This is a genomic window from Burkholderia sp. ABCPW 111, from assembly GCF_000773065.1.
In the GTDB taxonomy this organism is placed as follows: Bacteria; Pseudomonadota; Gammaproteobacteria; order Burkholderiales; family Burkholderiaceae; genus Burkholderia; species Burkholderia savannae.
In genome coordinates, this window is the sequence record NZ_JPWT01000080.1 from 1 (window position 1) to 15,076 (window position 15,076).

The following is a 15,076-nucleotide window of genomic DNA, read 5'->3' on the forward strand; positions in this document are numbered from 1 at the left end:
CACCTCGCCCGCGACCACCGCGAAGCCGCGCCCCTGCTCGCCCGCGCGCGCCGCCTCGACGGCCGCGTTCAGCGCGAGGATGTTGGTCTGGAACGCGATGCCGTCGATCACCCCGATGATGTCGGCGATCTTCTGCGAGCTGTCGTTGATCTCGCCCATCGTGCCGATCACGCGGCTCACGACGTCGTTGCCCTTCAGCGCGATCTCGGACGCGCTGTTCGCGAGCCCGCTCGCCTGCCGCGCGTTCTCGGCGTTCTGCTTGACGGTGGCGGTCAGCTCTTCCATGCTCGCCGCGGTTTCTTCGAGCGATGCGGCCTGCTGCTCGGTGCGCTGCGACAGATCGTGGTTGCCCGCGGCGATCTCGTGGCTCGCCGCCGCGATCGACTCCGCCGCCTGGCGAATTCCGCCGATCGTCGCTTGCAGACGGCCCTGCATGTCGCGCATCGCGGCCATCATGCTCGACTTGTCGCCCGCGCGCACCGCGACGGGCCGGCTCAGATCGCCCGACGCGATCCGCGCGGCGAGCGCGGCCGCCTCGTCCGGCTCGCCGCCCAGGCTCGCGCGCACGTTGCGGATGATGACGAGCATCGCCGCGGTGATCACGAGGCCGATCACGAACACCACCGCGAGGTGGCCGACGAGCGTCTCGTAGTAGACGGTGTCGATGTCCTTCACGAACACGCCGCTCGAGATGTTCCAGTCCCACGGCGCGAAGCGCGTCACGTAGCTGATCTTCGGCACCGCCGTCTCGCTGTGCGGCAGCCGGCCGCGATACTCGGCGAAGCCGCGCCCGCTCTCCTTCGCCGCGTTCAGGATCGTGACGAAGAGCGGCTTGCCGTCCGGGTCCAGATAATCGCCGACCTGCGTGCCGACGAGCTTCGGCAGCGTCGGATGCATCAGCACGACCGGCTTCGAATCCATCACGAACAGATAGCCGGAATCGCCGTAGCGCATCGCCGACAGGCGCTCGAGCGCTTCGCGCCGCGCGTCGTCGTCGCTCATCTTGCCGCTCTGCGCGAGCGCGTGATACGCCTTCACGACGCCCGCCGCCGAATCGACGAGGTTCGCCATCCCTTCCTTGCGCTCGGCGAGCATCGTCGCGCGCGTCTCGAAGGCGCTCCACGCGCCTACCCCCAGCAATCCGATCCATACGAGCGCAAGCGCCAGCCACAGTTTGCGGTTCAAGCTCATTCTGTTCATCGTGTGTGCCTTCCCGTGTCGTGTTCGTTGCGCACCGTCCGCGCCGCGGCCCCGGCCGCGAACGATCGCTGCCGCTATTTACGGCACGCCGGCTTACAACTTGAATGGAAGCGCGACGGCGAAGGCTGTGCTACAAGGTCGGCTCGGCCGCGGCACCGCGTCGCGGCCGCTTTTCGACGAGGTCTGCATGTACGTGATCGACATCCGCTACACCGCGCCGCTCGAGCGCATCGACGACGCGCTCGAACGCCACCGCGCCTATCTGCAGCGCCAATTCGACGCCGGCGTGTTCGTCGCGTGCGGGCCGAAGGTGCCGCGCGACGGCGGCGTGATCCTCGCGGTGCGGATCGACCGCGACAAGCTCGACGCGATCCTCGAAACCGATCCGTTCGTCACGGAGGGGCTCGTCACGTACGCCGTCACCGAATTCAGGACGACGCGCGTCGCGCCGGGCGTCAATCTGCCGGCGCTGCCGTAAGCGCTCGCGGAATCGGCCAGCGCGGGGAAGATGCGCGACGCGGGCCGAATCGCCGGAAAGCGGAACCGGCTGCCCGGCGCGAACACCCCCGTGCGCGCGACGCTCGCCGCGGCGCTCGCAGCCGCCGCGGCGAGCACGCGGCCCTCGCGATGAAAAACACCCCGAAGGCCGGACGGAACGTCCGGCGCTTCGGGGTGCGTGTCGTATCGGCGGACAGCCGCTCGTTCCGGCGTCAGTCGAGCAGCAGCTTCAGATCGTGGACCCACGGCCCGGGCCCCTGGCCGTCGCGCACGAACAGGCGCAGCTTGCCGTTCGGATCGAACACGTAGCTCGCGGCGGTGTGGTCCATCGTATAGCTGTCGGGCGTCTTGCCCGGCACCTTCGCGTAGTACACGCGGAAGTCCTTCGTCACCTTCTTCAGTTGCGCTTCGTCGGCGGGCCGCAGGCCGATGAACGTCGGGTTGAACGCCGGCACGTACTGGCCGAGAAGCGCCGCGGTGTCGCGCTCCGGATCGACGGTGACGAACAGCACCTGCACGCGCTTGCCGTCGGGGCCGAGCTGCTGCAGCGCCTGCGACAGCTCCGCCATCGTCGTCGGGCACACGTCCGGGCAATGCGTGTAGCCGAAGAACACGACAACCGCCTTGCCCTTGAATTCGCCGAGCGTGCGAACCTTGCCCGTCGTGTCCGGCAGCGCGAAGTCGCTGCCGAATTGCGTGTTGCCGGTGATGTCGAGATTCTGGAATGCGGGCTGCTTGTCGCAGCCCGCGATCAGCAGCGCGCCCGCGAGCGCGCAGGCGAACAACCAGCCGCGCTGCGCGCGGCGGCGTGCGAACAGGGATTTGAGCATTGCAATCGAACCGTTGGAGTTACATCCCGATCACGGGACGTGCGTAATGGTCGACGAGGAGCGCCGCGAACAGCAACGACAGATAGACGATCGAATAGCGGAACGCGCGGCGCGCGAGCGCATCCGAATAGTCGCGATAGATCTTCCACGCATACGCGAGGAAGATCGCGCCGAGCAGCACGGCGCTCGTCAGATAGACGGCCCCGCTCATCCCGGAGATGAACGGCATCATCGTGACGGCGAACAGGATCACCGTGTACAGCAGGATGTGCAGCCGCGTGAACTTCTCGCCGTGCGTGACGGGCAGCATCGGCAGGCCCGCGTTCTCGTAGTCCTTGCGGCGGTACAGCGCGAGCACCCAGAAGTGCGGCGGCGTCCACACGAAGATGATGAGGACGAGAATCCACGCGTCGCCCGGCACCGCGCCCGTGACGGCCGCCCAGCCGAGCGCGGGCGGCATCGCGCCCGACGCGCCGCCGATCACGATGTTCTGCGGCGTCATCGGCTTGAGCAGCAGCGTGTAGATCACCGCGTAGCCGACGAACGTCGCGATCGTGAGCCACATCGTCAGCGGATTCGTGAACGTGTAGAGCGTCCATGCGCCGAGGCCGCCCAGCACGGTGGAGAACGCGAGGATCTGCGCGGTCGTGATCTCGCCGCGCGCGGACGGCCGCCACGCGGTGCGCCGCATCATCGCGTCGATCTTCTGCTCGACGAGGCAATTGATCGCGAACGCCGCGCCCGCGAGCAGCCAGATGCCGACCGTGCCGCCGAGCAGCACTTTCCACGGCACCATCCCCGGCGTCGCGAGGAACATCCCGATCACCGCGCAGAACACGGCGAGCTGCGTGACGCGAGGCTTCGTCAGCGCCAGATACTGGGAGAGGCGGCTACCGGGCGTTTGGGAAAGTGTGGTGTCCATGTAAGGTCAACGTCACGCGGGCGCGGCGTCGCGCGCGGGTTGCGCGACGCGGCCGGGACGGCTTGAAAGGATGCGAAAGTTTAGCATGACGACGAGGAGAAGCAGGATCGCGGCCCCCCCGTTGTGCGCGACCGCGACGGGCAAAGGCCACTGCAGCACGATATTCGTCAAACCCGTGACGAACTGCAGCACCACGACGGCGAGCACGCCGTTCGCCGGCCGCCGCAGCGACGCGAAGCGGCGCATCTTCAGCGCGAACGCGATCAGGTACGCGACGACGACGAACGCGAACGTCCGGTGCGTCCAGTGGATCGCGACGAGCGCGTCCTGCGTGATCGCGTCGCCGTCGTTCGTCATGCCGAGCGCGCGCCACAGATGGAAGCCGTTGCGGAAATCCATCGGCGGAATCCACGCGCCGTTGCAGGTCGGGAAATCGGTGCACGCGAGCACCGCGTAGTTCGTGCTGACCCAGCCGCCGAGCGCGATCTGCGCGACGAGCAGCACGAGCGCGGCGAGCGCCGCCGCGCGATGGCGCCCGGCCTCGGGCTCGTGCGCGGGCAGCGGCGTCTGGCGCGCGGCGAGCCAGCCGAGCGTGCCGAGCAGCGCCAGGCCGAGCAGCAGGTGGATCGTCACGATCACGGGCTGCAGCTTCATCGTCACGGTCCATGCGCCGAACGCGCCCTGCACGAGAATCAGCAGCAACAGGCTCGTCGGCCACCACGGCGACACGTGAAGCGGCTTGCGGCGCAGCCGCGCGGCCCAGGCGATCACCGTCTGCGCGATGATCAGCACGCCGATCGCCATCGCGAAATAACGATGGATCATCTCGATCCACGCCTTCGTCATGCTGACGGGCCCCGTCGGCATCGCCTGATGCGCGGCCGTGATCGCCGCGTGCGCGATGAACGGCGACGACGTGCCGTAGCAACCCGGCCAGTCCGGGCAGCCGAGGCCGGAATCGGTCAGGCGCGTGAAGCCGCCGAACATCACGAGATCGAGCGTGAGGAACGTCGTCAACCAGACGAGCTTGCGGAATTTGTCGTCGTCGGCCTTCACCCACACGTACGACAGCGGCAGCAGCGCGATGCAGAGGCCGATCAGGCCGAGTTGCAATAGATACATCTGAATCTCTCTCTTACCCTCTATCGCCGGTCGCGGCCGGCGCTCAACCGATGCTCGACCACTTGAGGAGTTTCGTCACGTCGCTCTTGATCTTGCTCGGGTCCGGATTCTTCGGGAAACGCATCATCAGGTTGCCGTTCGGATCGACGAGATAGAGGTGATCGGCAACCTGCGTGCCCGCGTCGGCGGGCAGCCATGCGGCGACCGCGGCCGGATCGGCGCGCAGCGTGCGCGTGTCCGGATACGCGTCGGCGATCGCCGCCGGCACGTTCGCCGCGTCGCTCTTGAGCCACACCATCGTGATCCGGTGCCGCTCGCCCGCCTGCGTCGCGCGCACCTGGCGCATGAAGTAGAGCTTTTTCGCGCACGCGTCGCCGCACGCGCCGCCGTCTTCCATCACGAACAGCCACACGCCGCGCAGCGACGCGAGCGGCACCGTCTTGCCCGTCTCGTCGACGACGCTCAGATCGGGCGGAATCGGCCGCTGCGGCTCGATCAGCGTGCCGTAGTTGGTTGCGCCGCCGCGCGGCTTGATCACGTAATACGTGAAATACGACGCGATCACGGGCGCGGCGCACACGAGCGCGAGCGCGAGCAGCACCCAGCGGCCGCGCTTCCAAGAACCGCGCTGCGCGGGTGCCGCTTGCTGGCCGCGTTGCGGCTGCGTCGGACGGGAAGATTGCATCACCAGAAAGACCTCTTGAAACGATGGACGTCGCGCGGCGCCGCGCGACTCGCCTGCGCCGCGCTCACGCGTCGCCGGATTGCTTTTTCGCCGCGCGGCGCGCGGCATACAGGCCGAAGCCGGCGGCGGCCGCCGCCATGCCCCACCACTGGAACATGTAGCCGTAGTTGCGCTCGACGCCCGTCGTCGGCGCGGGCCAGTCGCGCACGAGCTTGTCGCCGTCGTCGCTCGTCTGCTGAATCACGAACGGCTGCAGCGGCAGGCCCGTTTCGTGCGCGTACGCGGCGGCGTCGAGATTCTGCCGGATCTTTTGACGCTCGGCCGAGCCGCCCTCGCCGAGCTCGAACGCACGCGACGCGTCGCCGCGCGCGATGCCCTCGACCGTCACGTCGCCCGCGGGCGTCGCGAACGGCTCGATCGCGGTGCGGTCCGCGAAATTGCGCGGCAGCCAGCCGCGATTCACGAGCACGTAGCCGCCGTTCGCGAGCTTCATCGGCATCACGACGTAGAAGCCCGGCTGATCGTTGTACGGCCGGTTGTCGAGAAACACCGCGAGTTCCGGCATGAAGCGCCCGACCGCGCGCACGCGATGAAACTCGATGTCCTTCAGCGCGACGCTCTCGCGCGGCACGTCGACGGGATTCGCGTGCTCGTAGCGCGCGATCCGCGCCTCGAGCGCCTCCTTCTGATGCGCGCGATCGAGCTGCCAGAAACCGAGCCGCACCGTCACCGCGATCACCGCGAGAATCAGCAGCGCGGGCAGCCAGCGAATCTTCATCGCGCCGCCCCCCCGGGCGCGACGGCCGCCCGACCGAAATGCGATAATGAATTTTTCTTCCTCTAACTGCCGGTTACCGGTTTGCTTCATGCACATTCTCGTTCCGATCGCCTTCGTACTCATCATCGCCAGCATGGTGTCGGCGCTGTATTTCATGATGCACGACCGCGGCCATACGAAGCGGATGGTCTGGTCGCTCGCGATGCGGGTCGGGCTGTCGATCTCGCTGTTCCTCTTCATCCTGTTCGCGAACTGGATGGGCTGGATTCATTCGACCGGCATTCCGATCGGCCGCTGATGCGGCATAACGCCGCACGCATGCCGCCCATTCAAGCAAAAGCGCCGCCCGACGAAGTCGGGGCGGCGCACTGGTCGGCCCGCGGCGCTTCGGCGCGCATCGCAACGCCGACGAACCAAGCAAACGGCCCGCGCATCACTGCGCGGGCCGTTTCGTTTTACAGCCAGTAGACGACGACGTACAGGCCGAGCCAGACGACGTCGACGAAGTGCCAGTACCACGCGGCGCCTTCGAAGGCGAAATGGTGATCCGGCTTGAAGTGGCCGCGGATCATCCGCACCAGCACCACCGCGAGCATCGTGCCGCCGAGAAACACGTGGAAGCCGTGGAAGCCCGTCAGCAGGAAGAACGTCGAGCCGTACACGCCGGAGCCGAGCGTCAGGTTCAGCTCGTTGTACGCGTGGAAGTATTCGAAGCCCTGCAGGAACAGGAAGCACACGCCGAGCACGAGCGTCGCGGCGAGCCATGCGATCGCCTTGCCGCGGTGATCTTCGCGCAGCGCGTGGTGCGACACGGTCAGCGTCGCGCCCGACGACAGCAGCAGCGCGGTGTTGAGGGTCGGGATCGGCCACGGGCCCATCGTCTTGAAGTGGCCGACGAGCGCGCCCGGGCCTTCGTTCGGCCACACGGCGGAGAAATCCGGCCAGATCAGCTTGTAGTCGAGGCTGCCGAGCTGATGCATCGCGATTTCGCGCGCATAGAACAGCGCGCCGAAGAACGCGCCGAAGAACATCACTTCGGAGAAGATGAACCAGCTCATGCTCCAGCGGTACGACTTGTCGACGCGCTTGCCGTACATTCCGCCTTCCGACTCGGCGATCGCGTCGCCGAACCAGTGATACAGCACGAACAGCAGCCACAGCAGGCCGACGAGCGCCGTGTAGGGCGCCCACGGCTCGCCGTTGACCCACAGCGCGAACGAGCCGAGCATGATCAGCAGGCCGATGGCCGCGCTGATCGGGTGCTGCGACGGGTGCGGCACGAAATAGTACGGGCTCTCGTTTTGACCGGTCATGCTTGATTCTCCGCTTCAGTCCAATTTGTTCCGGAACGATCCGGCTTATTTCTCAGGCGGCGCACGCGGCGCCGCCTCGCTTTCTGCTCGCGAATGCGCACGGCGGCGCGCCCGCTTCGATCCGCACTTGCTACCCGACCACCGCGTGCACGATCAGGATCAGCACGCCGACGAAGATCGCCGCCCCGATCAGCGCGGCGACCAGCACGTGCAGCGGGTTCAGCTGCGTCGCGTCCGCCTCGAGATCGCGCCGCCTGCGCACGCCGAAGAACGACCACATCACCGCCTTGATCGTCTGGACGAACGTGCTCTTGTTGTTCGCTCCGCTCACCAACGTCGCCTCCCCAATGTCACGCGGCAGGCTTCGCCGCGGCGCCGCCCGCCTGCCCCGCCGCGCCCTTCACGGCGGGCGCGGGCGTGTTCAGCTCGAAGAACGTGTACGACAGCGTGATCGTCTTCACGTCCTTCGGCAGCTTCGGATCGATCACGAACACCACCGGCATGTCGCGCGTCTCGTTCGCCGCGAGCGTCTGTTGCGTGAAGCAGAAGCACTCGATCTTCTTGAAGAACTCGGTGGCCTGCTTCGGCGCATAGCTCGGGATCGCCTGCGCGACCACCGTGCGGCCCTGCCCGTTCGTCACTTCGTAGACGACCGTCGTCAACTCGCCCGGATGCACGTCGATGCTGCTGCGCTGCGGCTTGAAGCCGAGCGGGCCGCGCGCGTTCGCGTCGAGCTCGATCGACACCGTCCGGGTGTAATCGATCTGCGTATTCTTCGCCTCTCGCTCGCTGACGTCGCGCTGCAGCAGGTTGTTGATGCCGGTGATCTGGCAAATCGCGCGGTACATCGGCACGAGCGCGAAGCCAAAGCCGAACATCAGCCCCGCCACGACGACGAGCTTCAGGAGCATCGACCGGTTGAACGCGCGATCGACGTTCGCGTCGGACTTCGACATCAGGACTTCCTCAATACTGCGTCACGACGTGGACGCGATCCACTGCCGGACGACGGCACCCACAAAGAAAACGGCGACGACGATGAGCAGGATCAAGAGCAGCCGCTTGTTGCCCGCGCGAATCTCGTCGGGCGTTCGTCTTTTTTGTGAATTCCGGGTCATGCGAAATATTCTTCGATCGTGTTTTCCGCCGCCCGCGTCGCGCGACGCGGGCGGCGAACGCCGTCAATCCGTTACTCGACCGTCGGCGGATGCTCGAACGTGTGGAACGGAGCCGGGCTCGGCACCGTCCACTCGAGGCCCGTCGCGCCGTCCCACGGCTTGTCGGAAGCGCGCTCGAGCTCGCCGCCGCCGCGATACGCGGGCAGCACGACCGCGAACAGGAAGTACACCTGCGCGAGGCCGAAGCCGAACGCGCCGATCGTCGCGAGCTGATTGAAGTCGGTGAACTGCGCCGGGTAGTCCGCATAGCGACGCGGCATGCCCGCGAGGCCGACGAAGTGCATCGGGAAGAACGTGATGTTGAAGGTGATCATCGACGCCCAGAAGTGGATCTTCCCGCGCGTCTCGTTGTACATCCAGCCCGTCCACTTCGGCGCCCAGTAGTACCACCCGGCGAAGAGCGCGAACAGCGAGCCCGCGACGAGCACGTAGTGGAAGTGCGCGACGACGAAGTACGTGCCGTGGTACTGGATGTCGAGCGGCGCCATCGCGAGCATCAGGCCCGTGAAGCCGCCCATCGTGAACACGAACAGGAAGCCGATCGCGAACAGCATCGGCGTCTCGAACGTCAGCGAGCCGCGCCACATCGTGGCCGTCCAGTTGAACACCTTCACGCCCGTCGGCACCGCGATCAGCATCGTCGCGTACATGAAGAACAGCTGGCCCGTGACCGGCATGCCGGTCGCGAACATATGGTGCGCCCAGACCATGAACGACAGGATCGCGATCGACGCCGTCGCGTACACCATCGAGCTATAGCCGAACAGCGGCTTGCGCGAGAACGCCGGGATCACCTGCGACACGATCCCGAACGCCGGCAGAATCATGATGTACACCTCGGGGTGCCCGAAGAACCAGAAGATGTGCTGGTACATCACCGGATCGCCGCCGCCCGCCGCGTTGAAGAACGACGTGCCGAAGTGGCGGTCGAACAGCACCATCGTGATCGCGCCGGCCAGAACCGGCATCACCGCGATCAGCAGGTAGGCCGTGATGAGCCACGTCCACGCGAACATCGGCATCTTCATCAGCGTCATGCCCGGCGCGCGCATGTTCAGGATCGTCACGACGATGTTGATCCCGCCCATGATCGACGACGCGCCCATGATGTGCACCGCGAAGATCGCGAAGTCCATGCCCGGGCCCATCTGCGTCGACAGCGGCGCGTAGAGCGTCCAGCCGGCCGCCGTCGCGCCGCCCGGCGAGAAGAACGAGCCGACGAGCAGCACCGCCGCGACGGGCAGCAGCCAGAAGCTGAAGTTGTTCATCCGCGCGAACGCCATGTCCGACGCGCCGATCTGCAGCGGAATCATCCAGTTCGCGAAGCCGACGAAGGCCGGCATGATCGCGCCGAACACCATGATGAGGCCGTGCATCGTCGTCAGCTGGTTGAAGAACTCGGGCCGCATGATCTGCAGGCCCGGTTCGAACAGCTCGGCGCGAATCGCGAGCGCCATCACGCCGCCCGACAGGAACATGATGAACGAGAACAGCAGGTACAGCGTACCGATATCCTTGTGGTTGGTGGCGAACAGCCAGCGCCGCCAGCCGTGCGGGGTTTCGTGCGCGTGGTCGTCGTGCGCGTGGCCCGCGGCTACGTCGTGCCCGATGCTAGACATGAGAATCTCCTAATGCGAATACGTCGACAAACACAGCGACACGTCAAGCCGCCGGGCCGATCTCGACCCGCCGGGCTTCCTTCGCGTCAGCCCCGCCCGTGATCGTTTCCGGCTTTTTCAGAATGATGTGGTCCTCCGCGACGCCGGCCGACTTCAGCGCATCGCGCACGGCCTGCGCGCGGCGCTTGGCCAGCTCGGTGTTCGCGTCGGCCGAGCCCGTCTTGTCGGTGAAGCCCGACAGCGCGAGCTTCGCGTCCGGATGCGCCTTCACATATTCGGCCGCCGCGGCGATCGCGTCCTTCGCATCGGCCGGCAGCTCGCTCTTGCCCGTCTCGAAATAGATCGCGGCCGGCAGCGCCTGGGCCTGCGTCTGCGCAGCCGCGCCCGATGCTTCCGCCGCCGGCGCAGCCGCGCCGCCGTCCGCCTGCTGCGCGTCTTCCGGCAGCTTGCCGTTGCGCGCGTCGGCCACTTGCTTCGGCTGCAGCGAATCGCCCTTGTGGTTGCCCCACGAATTGCGCTCGTACGTGATCACCGACGCGATGTCGAGATCCGACAGCGACGCCCACGACGGCATCGCGCCCTTGCCCTTGAGCACCTGCTCGAGGTGGCCGGCGATCGGGCCATTGACGATCTTGCCGCCGTCGAGCGCCGGAAATGCGCCGACGCCCTTGCCGTTCGGCTGGTGGCACGCCGCGCAATTCGCCTTGTAGACTTCTTCGCCGTGCGCCATCAGCTCGGCGCGCGTATACACCTTGTTCGGATCGACCGCGCCGGCGGCGAGCTTCGCCTTCTGCGCGCTCACCCACTTCGCGTAGTCGTCGTCCGACAGCACTTCGACGACGACCGGCATGTACGCATGCTCCTTGCCGCAGAGCTCCGTGCAGAAGCCGCGGTAGGTGCCGACCTTCTCGGCCTTGAACCAGGTGTCGCGTACGAAGCCCGGAATCGCGTCCTGCTTGACGCCGAACGCCGGGACGTACCACGAGTGGACGACGTCGTTCGCGGTCGTGATGACGCGGATCTTCTTGTTGACCGGCACGACGAGCGGATTGTCGACTTCCTGCAGATAGGTGTCGCTGATCGGCTGCTGGCCGTTCACTTCGCTGCGCGGCGTCGACAGCGTGGACAGGAAGCTGATGCCCTCGCCCGGCCCTTTCACGTAGTCGTAGCCCCACTTCCACTGGTAGCCGGTCACCTTGACCGTGAGGTCGGCGTTCGTCGTGTCCTTCATCGCGACGACGGCCTTCGTGGCGGGCAGCGCCATCAGCACGACGATGATGAACGGCACGATCGTCCAGATGATTTCGACGGTGGTGCTTTCGTGGAAATTGGCGGCCTTGTGGCCTTTCGACTTACGGTGCGCGAAGATCGAATAGAACATCACGCCGAACACGCCGACGAAGATCACCGTGCAGAGGATGAGCATCATCGTGTGGAGGTCGTAGAGCTCTTCTGCGATCTTCGTCACGGGCTGCTGGAGATTGATCTCGTTGACGCGGGGGCCGCCCGGGCTGTCGCCGACCGCCAGAGCGGCGCCGGACAAGAGCAACCCGCTGCATGCCAGCACGCCCGTGAGGGCTCGCTTGATTGTTTTCATAGCTTCCTTACCCAAAATTTCCATTCAAACCCTCCCCCATCGCAGGCCGCCCGCCTCGAGCCGGCCGCCCCGCTCAGCCGCAGCGCGAAAGCGAAGCGCGCAGCTCGCGCGCGAACTGCGCGCGCCGGTATTGCGCGAGGTGCTGCCCGACCACGACGGCCTCTCCGCGCGACACCAACTTGATTGGATCGCGCGGCGACGCACCCGGCTCGACCCGCACCCAGCATGGGTTCAACTCGATCTGCGTCAGCCGCTCCGCGCTCATCCGCTCGATGACGAGCCGGTGAGGAAACAGCCGGATGCGCTCGTAATCGACCGCATGGCGCGCGTAGATTGCAAACGCGACGCCCACCGCCAGCAACTCGATCCCGGTGAAAGGCAGCACGAGCCACGCTCCGCGCCACGACAACAGGATCGCGATCAACAGCGAAAACGCCGCGAGCGAAACGTAGAACCCCACGAATTGCCGCGGAGACACCGAACAGTTGCGCTTCATCAGCCAGTCCGCGAGAACCGGTTCAGCGTCGTGCAAACCCTTCGCTGCTTCCATCGCTGCCTCTCGCGAATGGCGTCTGATGCTTGCCCGCATCGGGCCGGCCGTCCTGTATTGTGAGGACCCCCAGGACGACAAACTGTCGCATTATAGGCGGGTTCAAAGTCATCCACAAGCAAACGGCCATCGCCCGGCGAGCCAAGCGCGACAAGCTTCCCGGCCATTTTAGGAGGCTTTTTCCAGCCGCCCGCGACCGTTAATTTCCGGCATAACGAAACCGCTCTTCACCGCGTCACGAACGCTTCGGCCGCCCTCTGCCGATGTCCTGCACGCGCACGATGCTGAAGCCTTCCGCGCTCGCGCGCGGCGCCGCTTTCCATGCGTGCCCGTAAATCACCTCGAACGTCAACGGAATCGTGCCGTCGTCGCGCCGGCGCGCCTCGAGCGCGTCGTACAGCGCCGCGCGCAGGCGGCGCGACGCGCCCCCCGACGCACCCCGCTCGAACGGATACGCGCCGAGGCGGCGCACGTCCGCGAGCAGCGAATCGGGCGACTTGTAGGTGACGGTCAGCGTCTCCTGGTCCATCACCGGAATCTCGAAGCCGCTCTCGACGAGCATGTCGCCGAGATCGTGCATGTCGACGAAATCGATCACGCGCGCGACGGCGCGCGCTTCGCCCGCCGCGGCCGCCGCCTCCGCGCACGCGGCGCGCAGCTCGCGCAGCGTGTCGGGGCCGAGCGTGCTGAACATCAGCAGCCCGTCGACGCGCAGCACGCGATGCCATTCGGGAAACACGAGATCGGGGCGCGCGTGCCAATGCAGCGCGAAGTTGGACCAGAGGAAATCGAACGCGTCGCTCGCGAACGGCAACGCGGAAAAATCGGCTTGCGCGACGCGCGGCCCGCGATGGCCGAGCGCCTTCGTGAGCGTCGCGGGCAGGAAGCGGCGCCAGCTCGTCTCGGCCGTATCGCGCGCGGCCGCGCGAGCGAGCATTCCGCCCGATACGTCGACGCCGAACACGGGCGCCTCCGGAAAGCGCGCGCGCAACAACGGCAAATCGTCGCCCGTGCCGCAGCCCGCATCGAGCACGCCAGCCGGATTCACCTTGATGAAATCGAGGCGCTCGCGCATCCGCTGCGCGATTTCGCGCGGCAGGAACGACACGGCGTCGAACGCGGCGGCTCGGCGGTCGAAGATTCGCCGCAAGCGCCGGGGATCGTAGGCCGGACGGCTGGTTTTTGCGGAAGCTGGGGACATGTCGGGCACACTGGCGAAGAGCCCGAAGTATACTCGCTCGCTTCGCGCCATTCAGCGAAGCGGCCCCTCCGCAGGAACCGAACGATGGCGAATCCGGCCGTTTTGCGATGCGGCATACGCTTGGCGGCGTCGCGCCTGGGCATTGTCCTGGCACGTTTTTTCGCTGCTGCGCTGCCGAACCGCTGCGCGTTGTGCGGCAATTTGTCACATCGGACGATTTGCGACTGTTGCGACGCCGCCTATTGGAACGAGGCGCGGCTGCGCTGCCCGCGCTGCGCGCTGCCGCTGTCCGGCTCGCGCGCGCCGGGCGGCGCGATGCGCTACCGCTGCGGCGCGTGCGCCGGCACGCCGCCGCCGTTCGACGCGACGCTCGCGCTCGCCGACTACCGCGCGCCGCTCGACGGCCTCGCGCTCGATTTGAAATTTCACGGGCGGCTCGCGCTCGGCCGCGAATTCGGCGAGCGGCTCGCGCGGCTCGCGGCGGACGCGCTCGACGGCGCGCCGCCGCTCGACGTAATCGCGCCCGTGCCGCTCGCGCCGCGCCGGCTCGTCGAGCGCGGCTACAACCAGGCGTGGGCGATCGCGCGGCCGCTCGCACGCGCGCTGCAGGTGCGCGCCGACGCGACGCTTGCCGCGCGCGTCGCCAACACCGCGCCGCAATCGCGGCTCGCGTTCGACGCGCGGCGCGCGAACGTCGCGGCGGCGTTCGACATCGCGCGGCCGGTTGCGGGGCTGCACGTCGGCGTCGTCGACGACGTGATGACGTCGGGCGCGACGCTCGACGCGCTCGCGCGCAAACTGAAGGAAGCGGGCGCGCGGCGCGTGACGAACTTCGTCGCGCTGCGCACCGCGAAGGATTGAAGGCGCGCCGCATCGCGCCTGCTAAACGTTCACACGCTTTTCACCGATCGAATCATGTTCAACGTCGTCCTCGTCGAGCCCGAAATTCCGCCGAACACCGGCAACGTGATCCGGCTGTGCGCCAACACGGGCGCGCGGCTGCATCTGATCGAGCCGCTCGGCTTTCCGCTCGACGACGCGAAGATGCGGCGCGCGGGGCTCGACTATCACGAGTACGCGCAGATGCGGGTCCATCGGGATTGGGAAGCGTTCGTCGCGACCGAAGCGCCCGACCCCGCCCGGATGTTCGCGTTCACGACGCGCGGCGCGGGACGCTTTCACGATCGCGCATTCGAGCCGGGCGATTGGTTCGTGTTCGGCTCGGAGACGCGCGGCCTCTCGCCCGAGCTCGTCGAGCGCTTTCCCGCCGGGCAGCGCGTGCGGCTGCCGATGCGGCCGGGCAATCGCAGCCTCAATCTGTCGAATACGGTCGCGGTCGTCGTGTTCGAGGCGTGGCGTCAGGCGGGGTTCGAAGGCGGCGCTTGAGCGCGCGCCGGGCCGGCCGGCGCGTTCTGTCGAACGCGGGGGCGGCGAGAATGGTCGTGACGGCGAAGCGCAATCGGATCGATTGGGATCGGATCGGCATAAAACGCCGGACAGCGACGCTTCGCCGGCTTTCGCCCGGCGGAAGCTACGCCGCAGCGACCGTCGCTTCGTGACGGCGCGAGCATACTTCATGCGCG

General features: G+C 67.0%; 18 protein-coding genes. 4 read left to right on the forward strand and 14 right to left on the reverse strand.

The features are described from left to right. The coding region (locus tag X946_RS18565; RefSeq protein WP_038750620.1) for a methyl-accepting chemotaxis protein at positions 1-1,200 on the reverse strand (1,200 nt) is incomplete at its 3' end. A gap of 187 nt (positions 1,201-1,387) precedes the next feature. On the opposite strand from X946_RS18565, the gene X946_RS18570 reads away from it, so the two are divergent. Continuing rightward, positions 1,388-1,678, forward strand: coding sequence for a YciI family protein (locus tag X946_RS18570; protein WP_038750623.1), 291 nt, complete (start codon positions 1,388-1,390; stop codon positions 1,676-1,678). A gap of 232 nt (positions 1,679-1,910) precedes the next feature. Here the strand turns inward: X946_RS18570 and X946_RS18575 are convergent, their stop codons facing one another. The 5 genes from X946_RS18575 to X946_RS18595 form a co-directional block, all read right to left on the reverse strand. Beyond that, the gene (locus tag X946_RS18575; protein WP_038750515.1) at positions 1,911-2,528 is read right to left on the reverse strand and encodes an SCO family protein; all 618 of its coding nucleotides are present in this window, start codon (positions 2,526-2,528) and stop codon (positions 1,911-1,913) included. 19 nt (positions 2,529-2,547) lie between these two features. Continuing rightward, positions 2,548-3,450, reverse strand: a complete 903-nt coding sequence (cyoE, locus tag X946_RS18580) for a heme o synthase (RefSeq protein ID WP_038750518.1) — start codon at positions 3,448-3,450, stop codon at positions 2,548-2,550. A 12-nt stretch (positions 3,451-3,462) separates the two neighbouring features. Beyond that, the gene (locus X946_RS18585) at positions 3,463-4,572 is read right to left on the reverse strand and encodes a COX15/CtaA family protein (RefSeq protein WP_038750521.1); all 1,110 of its coding nucleotides are present in this window, start codon (positions 4,570-4,572) and stop codon (positions 3,463-3,465) included. Between the two features lie 43 nt (positions 4,573-4,615). Continuing rightward, positions 4,616-5,257 carry an SCO family protein gene (locus tag X946_RS18590; RefSeq protein ID WP_038750625.1) on the reverse strand — a complete coding sequence of 214 codons (642 nt, stop codon included), beginning with the start codon at positions 5,255-5,257 and terminating at the stop codon, positions 4,616-4,618. 64 nt (positions 5,258-5,321) lie between these two features. Continuing rightward, on the reverse strand, positions 5,322-6,035 hold the full coding sequence (locus tag X946_RS18595) for an SURF1 family protein (protein WP_038750524.1): 714 nt from the start codon (positions 6,033-6,035) through the stop codon (positions 5,322-5,324). Between the two features lie 88 nt (positions 6,036-6,123). On the opposite strand from X946_RS18595, the gene X946_RS18600 reads away from it, so the two are divergent. Beyond that, positions 6,124-6,333 carry a twin transmembrane helix small protein gene (locus tag X946_RS18600; RefSeq protein WP_004200193.1) on the forward strand — a complete coding sequence of 70 codons (210 nt, stop codon included), beginning with the start codon at positions 6,124-6,126 and terminating at the stop codon, positions 6,331-6,333. Between the two features lie 157 nt (positions 6,334-6,490). Here X946_RS18600 and X946_RS18605 read toward each other — a convergent pair whose 3' ends face one another. The 8 genes from X946_RS18605 to X946_RS18640 form a co-directional block, all read right to left on the reverse strand. Beyond that, a complete protein-coding gene (locus X946_RS18605) occupies positions 6,491-7,348 on the reverse strand; it encodes a cytochrome c oxidase subunit 3 (RefSeq protein WP_006024431.1) in 858 nt (285 codons plus the stop codon). A 130-nt stretch (positions 7,349-7,478) separates the two neighbouring features. After that, positions 7,479-7,682 (reverse strand): DUF2970 domain-containing protein, encoded by a 204-nt coding sequence (locus X946_RS18610; protein ID WP_038750527.1) that lies wholly within the window; start codon positions 7,680-7,682, stop codon positions 7,479-7,481. Positions 7,683-7,698: 16 nt separating this feature from the next. Beyond that, complete coding sequence (locus X946_RS18615) at positions 7,699-8,304, reverse strand: cytochrome c oxidase assembly protein (RefSeq protein WP_038750530.1); 606 nt, start codon at positions 8,302-8,304, stop codon at positions 7,699-7,701. 21 nt (positions 8,305-8,325) lie between these two features. Next, entirely contained in the window at positions 8,326-8,466 is a 141-nt protein-coding gene (locus X946_RS35730) for a cytochrome oxidase small assembly protein (protein ID WP_004550920.1), read from the reverse strand. A 71-nt stretch (positions 8,467-8,537) separates the two neighbouring features. Beyond that, positions 8,538-10,145, reverse strand: coding sequence for a cytochrome c oxidase subunit I (gene ctaD, locus X946_RS18625; protein ID WP_038750533.1), 1,608 nt, complete (start codon positions 10,143-10,145; stop codon positions 8,538-8,540). Between the two features lie 43 nt (positions 10,146-10,188). Then, positions 10,189-11,766 (reverse strand): cytochrome c oxidase subunit II, encoded by a 1,578-nt coding sequence (gene coxB / locus X946_RS18630; protein WP_038750536.1) that lies wholly within the window; start codon positions 11,764-11,766, stop codon positions 10,189-10,191. 49 nt (positions 11,767-11,815) lie between these two features. Then, a complete protein-coding gene (locus tag X946_RS18635; RefSeq protein WP_038750539.1) occupies positions 11,816-12,292 on the reverse strand; it encodes a DUF2244 domain-containing protein in 477 nt (158 codons plus the stop codon). A 235-nt stretch (positions 12,293-12,527) separates the two neighbouring features. Further along, positions 12,528-13,493, reverse strand: a complete 966-nt coding sequence (locus X946_RS18640; RefSeq protein ID WP_038750541.1) for a methyltransferase domain-containing protein — start codon at positions 13,491-13,493, stop codon at positions 12,528-12,530. 84 nt (positions 13,494-13,577) lie between these two features. Here X946_RS18640 and X946_RS18645 point away from each other — a divergent pair, with 84 nt between their 5' ends. After that, positions 13,578-14,354 (forward strand): ComF family protein, encoded by a 777-nt coding sequence (locus X946_RS18645; RefSeq protein ID WP_038750544.1) that lies wholly within the window; start codon positions 13,578-13,580, stop codon positions 14,352-14,354. Between the two features lie 54 nt (positions 14,355-14,408). Next, a complete protein-coding gene (trmL, locus tag X946_RS18650) occupies positions 14,409-14,879 on the forward strand; it encodes a tRNA (uridine(34)/cytosine(34)/5-carboxymethylaminomethyluridine(34)-2'-O)-methyltransferase TrmL (protein WP_038750547.1) in 471 nt (156 codons plus the stop codon). The last annotated feature ends 197 nt before the right edge of the window (positions 14,880-15,076 follow it).

What these genes read in the sequence shown, in the direction of transcription:
- ctaD (WP_038750533.1), bottom strand. Translation starts at nt 10,145, where the DNA reads ATGTCTAGCATCGGGCACGACGTAGCCGCGGGCCACGCGCACGACGAC.
- X946_RS18575 (WP_038750515.1), bottom strand. Translation starts at nt 2,528, where the DNA reads ATGCTCAAATCCCTGTTCGCACGCCGCCGCGCGCAGCGCGGCTGGTTG.
- X946_RS18640 (WP_038750541.1), bottom strand. Translation starts at nt 13,493, where the DNA reads ATGTCCCCAGCTTCCGCAAAAACCAGCCGTCCGGCCTACGATCCCCGG.
- X946_RS18585 (WP_038750521.1), bottom strand. Translation starts at nt 4,572, where the DNA reads ATGTATCTATTGCAACTCGGCCTGATCGGCCTCTGCATCGCGCTGCTG.
- cyoE (WP_038750518.1), bottom strand. Translation starts at nt 3,450, where the DNA reads ATGGACACCACACTTTCCCAAACGCCCGGTAGCCGCCTCTCCCAGTAT.
- X946_RS18605 (WP_006024431.1), bottom strand. Translation starts at nt 7,348, where the DNA reads ATGACCGGTCAAAACGAGAGCCCGTACTATTTCGTGCCGCACCCGTCG.
- X946_RS18635 (WP_038750539.1), bottom strand. Translation starts at nt 12,292, where the DNA reads ATGGAAGCAGCGAAGGGTTTGCACGACGCTGAACCGGTTCTCGCGGAC.
- X946_RS18615 (WP_038750530.1), bottom strand. Translation starts at nt 8,304, where the DNA reads ATGTCGAAGTCCGACGCGAACGTCGATCGCGCGTTCAACCGGTCGATG.
- X946_RS35730 (WP_004550920.1), bottom strand. Translation starts at nt 8,466, where the DNA reads ATGACCCGGAATTCACAAAAAAGACGAACGCCCGACGAGATTCGCGCG.
- trmL (WP_038750547.1), top strand. Translation starts at nt 14,409, where the DNA reads ATGTTCAACGTCGTCCTCGTCGAGCCCGAAATTCCGCCGAACACCGGC.
- X946_RS18600 (WP_004200193.1), top strand. Translation starts at nt 6,124, where the DNA reads ATGCACATTCTCGTTCCGATCGCCTTCGTACTCATCATCGCCAGCATG.
- X946_RS18590 (WP_038750625.1), bottom strand. Translation starts at nt 5,257, where the DNA reads ATGCAATCTTCCCGTCCGACGCAGCCGCAACGCGGCCAGCAAGCGGCA.
- X946_RS18570 (WP_038750623.1), top strand. Translation starts at nt 1,388, where the DNA reads ATGTACGTGATCGACATCCGCTACACCGCGCCGCTCGAGCGCATCGAC.
- X946_RS18595 (WP_038750524.1), bottom strand. Translation starts at nt 6,035, where the DNA reads ATGAAGATTCGCTGGCTGCCCGCGCTGCTGATTCTCGCGGTGATCGCG.
- X946_RS18645 (WP_038750544.1), top strand. Translation starts at nt 13,578, where the DNA reads ATGGCGAATCCGGCCGTTTTGCGATGCGGCATACGCTTGGCGGCGTCG.
- coxB (WP_038750536.1), bottom strand. Translation starts at nt 11,766, where the DNA reads ATGGAAATTTTGGGTAAGGAAGCTATGAAAACAATCAAGCGAGCCCTC.